The sequence below is a fragment of the Phaeobacter sp. genome (genome assembly GCF_022825805.1).
Classification (GTDB): Bacteria; Pseudomonadota; Alphaproteobacteria; order Rhodobacterales; family Rhodobacteraceae; genus Phaeobacter.
Genome location: NZ_JAJDWC010000071.1, coordinates 1 through 6,464, shown reverse-complemented (window position 1 = coordinate 6,464; position 6,464 = coordinate 1). Strand labels below are relative to the sequence as shown.

5 protein-coding genes are annotated in these 6,464 nt (G+C 56.9%); 2 read left to right on the top strand and 3 right to left on the bottom strand.

From position 1 onward, the window contains the following. Positions 1–180 precede the first annotated feature (180 nt). A complete protein-coding gene (locus Q0C28_RS07690) occupies positions 181–1,671 on the bottom strand; it encodes a lipopolysaccharide biosynthesis protein (protein WP_293574401.1) in 1,491 nt (496 codons plus the stop codon). Positions 1,672–1,757: 86 nt separating this feature from the next. Beyond that, positions 1,758–2,441 (bottom strand): sugar transferase, encoded by a 684-nt coding sequence (locus Q0C28_RS07685; protein WP_293574399.1) that lies wholly within the window; start codon positions 2,439–2,441, stop codon positions 1,758–1,760. A 398-nt stretch (positions 2,442–2,839) separates the two neighbouring features. Between Q0C28_RS07685 and Q0C28_RS07680 the strand changes: the two genes are divergently transcribed. Together Q0C28_RS07680 and Q0C28_RS07675 are read left to right on the top strand one after the other, a co-directional pair. Further along, positions 2,840–3,832, top strand: coding sequence for an aldose epimerase family protein (locus tag Q0C28_RS07680; RefSeq protein ID WP_293574397.1), 993 nt, complete (start codon positions 2,840–2,842; stop codon positions 3,830–3,832). Between the two features lie 80 nt (positions 3,833–3,912). Continuing rightward, entirely contained in the window at positions 3,913–5,160 is a 1,248-nt protein-coding gene (locus tag Q0C28_RS07675; protein WP_293574403.1) for a cytochrome c peroxidase, read from the top strand. 7 nt (positions 5,161–5,167) lie between these two features. On the opposite strand, the gene Q0C28_RS07670 is transcribed toward Q0C28_RS07675, so the two are convergent. Continuing rightward, positions 5,168–6,464, bottom strand: a 1,297-nt coding sequence (locus Q0C28_RS07670) for a CRTAC1 family protein (RefSeq protein ID WP_293574395.1), incomplete at its 5' end; no start/stop codon positions are given.

The window sequence follows — 6,464 nt, the reverse complement described above, 5'->3', positions numbered from 1 at the left end:
ATGACTGCGCACGCAAGCCTCAAGCTCTCGACGCTCTGAAGGGGTAAGAAAACCGGGGCGGATCATGAGCCTAACTGAACCGTTTTCACGCATGACGTCAACTCATCAAAACTCGGAAGTTCGATGACGCTAAGTATATCATAACGAGACACGCTCGGATTGCGCCATCTGATCCTGGTGTTAGGATCTGGTGCCTTGGGATTTCGCCCGTTTCAATTGCTGTAACACTAGGCGCAGATCATCGGCGGCCAGCCACAGAAGCAGGCCACAATAGACCGGCACTGCCAAGCACACCTGTGCTGCAAGATATGACAGCCCATATAAGGCGGGCCCAAATTCGCGCAAACAAAACAGAGCGATGGCCATGCCCGCCACCGAAACCAATGGCGGTGCAATGCAGCGCATCACAATGGTTGGTATAGAAATTTGCAGCGCACGTGCGCTTTTGATCGCGGCAATGGGCCAGAGGACGGCTGCAATCAACAGCAGCGCCGTCACCACCGAGTTGAGGCCGTTGCCTGCAAACACGGAAATTGCGGCAAATCCCAATGTGCTAAGCGTACATTCAAACCAGAACCACCAGCGGGCGTGGCCGGAAAACCGCAGAAAAGAGCCTTGGATCAGGCCGATGCTCATCAATAACCCGATGAGTGCGAGGCATTGGGCCGCGTATACGGCGCCGAGCCATTTGCTGCCGAATACAAAAGGGATCGCGGTCGGGGCCAATATGGTGAAGCCGATAAACAACGGAAATGCAGCGGTGGCTGCCGCCAGCGTGCTCAGGATGAGCGCGTCGCTTTGGCGTCGTTCGTCAGTTTGTAGGCTTGCAAACAGGGTGCGCGAAACCGGTAGCAACGTCCCTGTTATCAGCTCTTGGACAAACTCACAGAGCCTGCGGGCGAAAAAATAAAGACCAAGAACAGCAGGCCCCATTAGACTGCCGATGAGAATTTCGTTGATCCGGGTCGGATCTATCATCCGGCCGCCCATGGAAAACAGCGTGACGTCCTTCAGGTCCCTGATGGCGTCAAACGAAAATTCAAAACCAGGTCGCCACTTGCTGCTCCAGAAAGAGACAACACAGGCAACCAGGTTTGTCATGATCTGACCAAAGACTAAGGCCCAGAGCGCAAACCCTTGCAGCACCATGATGAGGCATACGGCTGCACCCAGGCCATTCGCCAAAGCGGTGCGCAAGGTGATGTGACGAAACGCCATTCGCCTGTTGATGAGGGCAGCTGGAACTGTGGATAGCGACACGAAAAGGATTCGCAAGGACAACAGCGGAATGAGCGTCGTCACTAGGCTGACGCCGGTCCAACCGGCCAAAACGGGCGCGCAAAGATACAGCATACCCATCACGGCCAGACCAATGGCGAGCGTCAACCAGAACGCGCTGTTGAGATGTCTGTCGCTGAGATCTCGGCGATGTAAAATCGCATCTCCAATCGGGATAGGTACCAGGGTCATAGCCCAAATCACGATGGATGTTGCAAGGGCGACCGCGCCAAAATCAGCCGGTTGCAGCAGGAGGGAGGTCACCAGGAAGACAGCGATCGTCAAACCATTGCTGACCAGGATATTGAGAAAAGACCAAGCGACACCTTTGAGGGCCAGTTTGCTCCGTCCCGCAGAAATATGTGCGTGGTTCGAGGGGGTCCCGGTGTCCATTGTTGCCGCTCTCCTCCCGCGATCAAGGATTGATCACCCTCTCAGTTTGGGATGCCCGAATTGAGAGGTCTGGCCTTGGGTGTTGATTAACGACCAGTCTTGTTGACAACCGCGCGCCCGGTCAACAGCATGAGTTTGAGATCATAGATCAGCCCGCATTTGCGCGCGTATGTGACGTCAAATTGAACCCGTTCAGCGTAGCTCACGTCGTTGCGTCCGGACACCTGCCAAAGGCCGGTGATGCCCGGTCTCTGACCGAGATACGCACCAGCGTGCACGCCGTATTTCGGCAGTTCACAGCGGACAATCGGGCGGGGTCCGACAAAGCTCATATGGCCGCGCAGAACGCTCCAGATCTGTGGCAACTCGTCCAGGCTGCTGCGGCGCAAAAAATTGCCAAACGATGTGATGCGCGGATCATGCGTCAGCTTGCGAGACTGTGCCCATTCCTCTGCGGCAGTCGGATTTGAGGCAAGATGAGCCTCAAGGATCTCTTCGGCATTGCAGATCATGGTGCGGATTTTCCAGCAGGTGAAAGGGGTGCCATCGCGCCCGATCCGTCTGTGACCATAAAAGCCGGATCCGCCATCTTTGCGCGCCAGCAGCCACAAAACTGCAATAACTGGTGCGATCATTGGCAATAATGCGATGGCCAAAGCGATATCCAAAGCCCGTTTGCCAAATGTGGCATAGGCGCTGCCCAAAGCGGGTTCTGAGTGACCGTTGACGACAGAATGGCCGATGGTCTGTGGATCTGCGATGTCGCTCATGTCTTTCCCCATCCTTCTTGCAACGGCTGCCCTCATGGCGGGGCGGGGCTGACCAGATGTCTGGCGTGCCTCGATCCGTTGATTAAAAATTGATTAAAATTCGTGGCATCAATGGGGCCAAATCTGAGTATTGCTCGGGCTGCTGCGGTATTTTGATGGCAGATTGCCGACCTATGCGTTGGCTCGACGGGCCGCCTGCAATTCTTGGTTGATGCAGGTTGGCCGTTTGGCTGATGCAGCGGTTTCGGAGCGGCGTATCGCGCTGCTCATTTCGGATTTTATTGACAGCTCTGGTATGCTTCTTTTAATTTTGGGGCGCGAATTAAATCGTTGATCCCCTGTTCCGGAGTTGTCTGATCCCACAATCTCTCCAGTCTTCCGCCGCTGGTAATGCTCATTTGCCAGAAGACGCCGCTGATCAGCTGCGGTGGGTTGACCTGCAAAATGAATTTCTGCGGGTGCGGTTGTTGAACTTTGGAGCAATCACAGCCCGCATTGATGCGCAGATCGCGGGGGAGTGGACCCCCATGATCCTCGGATATCAGGATATGGCCTCTTATCTGACTGATCCGTTTTACCTGGGTGCTTTGGCAGGCCGAGTGGCCAACAGGATTTCCGGTGCCGGTTTTTCGTTGGGTGGAGATGACATCCGATTGGCCGCTAACGAAGGGGCAAATATGCTGCATGGCGGGCCAGGGGGGCTTTCCCGTCGATTCTGGGCAATGGAGCCGCGAGATCCGCAAACTGTCAGGTGGAAGCTGCACTCGCCAGAGGGAGATCAAGGTTTCCCAGGTGCCGTGGATATTGTGTGCGACGTCTCGTTGCGAGAGGCCTCGTTGATCTATGAAATGTCTGCGACTGTTGATCGCCCTACACCGATCAATCTGGCACAGCATAACTATTACTGCCTGGGCCGTTACGCAGAGATATGGGATCACCGGCTTTGGGTTGCGTTCCGCGAACGGTTGGAAACAACGCAAGATGGATTGCCGACGGGCAATTGCCTGGCGCTCGGCGGAACGCGGTATGTGTTTTCGGGAGAGCAGAGCTTTGCCGAGCTCGATCCGCATAGGCGTGGATACGATACCCATTTCAATTTCAACCCGTCCGCCAACAGGCTGCGAGAGGTTGCGCGACTGACGGCGCCGGATGGCGTGACGCTCACGGTGACGTCTGATCAGTCTGGGGCACAGATCTATACCGCTGGGCATTTGCAAACCTCGCAGCCAGGACAGGAGGGCAGCGTTCTGTCGCCATTTTCCGGGGTCTGCATTGAGCCGCAGGGATATCCGGATGCGGTGAACCAACCCACCTTCCCATCTATTATCGTGGAGCCGGGCAGTCCCTATCATCAGCGGCTCGAACTGTCTTTTTCCAGCAAAGGTTCATAGCCGTGAGAGTGTTCTTGACATCCTGCTTTTTTGGGGCAACCAGTCTCGCTGCCGCAAGCGCCGTCCTGGCGGATGATCCGCTGTCGTTGGGTCCGCGCCCGGTGTTCGCCCCAGTTGACCCGCTGGCGGCAGAGCTGGGGCAACTGTTGTTCTATGATCCAATTCTGTCGGGCAACAAGGAAGTCAGCTGCGCAAGTTGCCATCATCCCCGGTTCGGAACTGGCGATGGTTTGTCGTTGTCGATTGGGGATGGGGCCACTGGGCTAGGCCCAAATCGGGTCATTGATCCTGATAATCCGCCCGAACAACGCATCCCTCGGAATGCGCCTGGTCTTTGGAACCTTGGTGCCCGCTCCATGGAGGTGATGTTCCATGATGGCCGTCTTGAAGCGGACCCCACATATGGAGGAGGCATTCGCACGCCGCTCGGCGGCGATATGGCGGCTGGTTTTGATTCCGTGCTATCCGCACAAGCGATGTTTCCGGTTCTGTCACCAGATGAAATGGCAGGCCATTACTCTGAAAATGAAATCTCGCGTGCCGTTCGTCTTGGCCAGTTGAGCCATCGAGGCGGTGCCTGGGACCTGATCGCTGCGCGCGTGGCGGAAATACCCGAATACCGGGCTGGCTTTGACGCGCTCATTGGCTCTGATGCTGAGATTAAGTTCACCGACGTCGGAAATGTCCTAGCCGCGTTCATCCGGTTTGAGTGGCAGGCGATGGACAGCCCGTTTGACCGCGCTGTGCAGGGGGAGGCAGATTTGCCAGAGGCCGCACAGCGTGGACGAGCATTGTTCTATGGTGCGGCTGGGTGCAGCAGCTGTCACGCTGGCTGGCTTCAAACGGATAACCGGTTTTATTCTATTGCGATGCCGCAATTGGGGCCGGGCAAAGCAGCGCGTTTTGAAGATCACGCCCGTGATGAGGGGCGCGCCCGGGTGACTGGCCTTGCCGAGGATGCCAATCGCTTTCGAACGCCAAGTCTTCGCAATGTGACGGAAACCGCACCTTATGGTCACAGCGGCGCTTTTGCGACGCTGGAGGCAATGGTGCGTCATCATCTGGACCCGGTTGGCGGATTGTACAACTATGACCGGGGGCAGGCCGTTTTGCCGGAGCTTCAGGGTGCGGATGATTGGAGAATTCTGGACGATCCCAATGAAATCGACCGCATCGCTGCCAGCAATGATCTCTCGCCAACAGTGTTGGGCGATGCGGATGTTGCCGATCTGATCGCGTTTCTAGAGGCGTTGACCGATCCCAGTGCCGTTGCGGGGCGCTTGGGGGTGCCGGATCAGGTTCCCTCTGGGTTGCCTGTTGAACGGTAGGCAGTGGTTAGTCGGACTGGCGGACAGTGATGTTTTGATTGGCAGCCACTGTTTGCCATTTGGTCTTTTGACCATCAGGCCACAGTATCCGCAATGCCACTGTTTCAGCAGCACCCAAGCCAAAATGAACCGGCCCGGCTGAGCCGCCCGCATGGCCGCCACCAATCGTGAGCTCACGGGTGTGCGTCCGGTTCTCGGTCCGCACCTCGACGAAGGCGCCAATTGCCGCCGTGTTTGGCGGGTCGCCTATGACCTCAACAAACAGGTGGTTTCCGGAGCCAACCGTGGTGTTCTCATAAAGCTCAAGTGACGCGCGTCGGTTCACGACCGCTAGATCCAGTTGGCCGTCGCGATTGAGATCCCGCAATACGGCACCGCGCGACCGCTCCATGGTTGCGATACCTGCATCCGCAGCAAAATCGCGAAACCTACCATTCTCATCCTGGAGTAACAGCGTATTCGGGTCGCGCATTGCGGCGGTTGGCATCTGCTCAACGTTGCCTTTGGACACGAAGATGTCGTCGCGGCCGTCGTTGTTCACATCTCCGAAATCAGCATGCCAGCCGGTTGATGGCCGCCCGTCGCCACCGGTGCTGGGGCGGTGGGCTGTTGTGCCAAACGCATAGGTGACATCACTGTAGGCGGGCCCGCCCTGGGTTGGATCAAACAACTGAAATTTTTGATCGCCCATTGACGTCAGGTACACGTCTGAAAACCCGTCCCCATCGATATCTCTGGAGGCAATCCCCATGCCCCATAACTGGTAGGAGGCCCAGCCATCTTCTGTGGCGTACAGATATGGTGTTTCTGTCATCGCCCACATTTGTTCCTGCCCGCCGCGCACATAGTAGTGGCGGTCATTGCTGATGCGCAGATCGGCTCGTCCGCGTTGGTCGTCTTCCTCTGATCGGTGCCAATTGGTGAAGAGCATCGACAGGGCGCAGTATCCAGGCTGCAGTTCTTCAACTTGCCGGTAGGTGTTGCCATCGGGGCGGTAGAGGAGCGTCGCGTCGCAGGTTTCAAACGGCCCGTCTGGATTGCTCCGGTCAACATAGGTGCCAAAGGCCAGTGTTGGCAGGGATTGCCCCGGCTCCCATGTCGCGGAAAACGCTGTGGTCCAGTGGTCGCCGCTTTCAAAACCGATGTCATCGAACGGGGCGAATTGGCAATTGCCGAGACCACGCAGCAATCTGTCCTCGCCAACCCGCAGGATCGCAAGATCCGTGATGTGATCACCATCCAGGTCAAGCGGATAGACCCCTGTGGTGCCTGCTATCGCCAGGATGTCTGGTGTGTCCTCGGAA

What these genes read in the sequence shown, in the direction of transcription:
- Q0C28_RS07690 (WP_293574401.1), bottom strand. Translation starts at nt 1,671, where the DNA reads ATGGACACCGGGACCCCCTCGAACCACGCACATATTTCTGCGGGACGG.
- Q0C28_RS07685 (WP_293574399.1), bottom strand. Translation starts at nt 2,441, where the DNA reads ATGAGCGACATCGCAGATCCACAGACCATCGGCCATTCTGTCGTCAAC.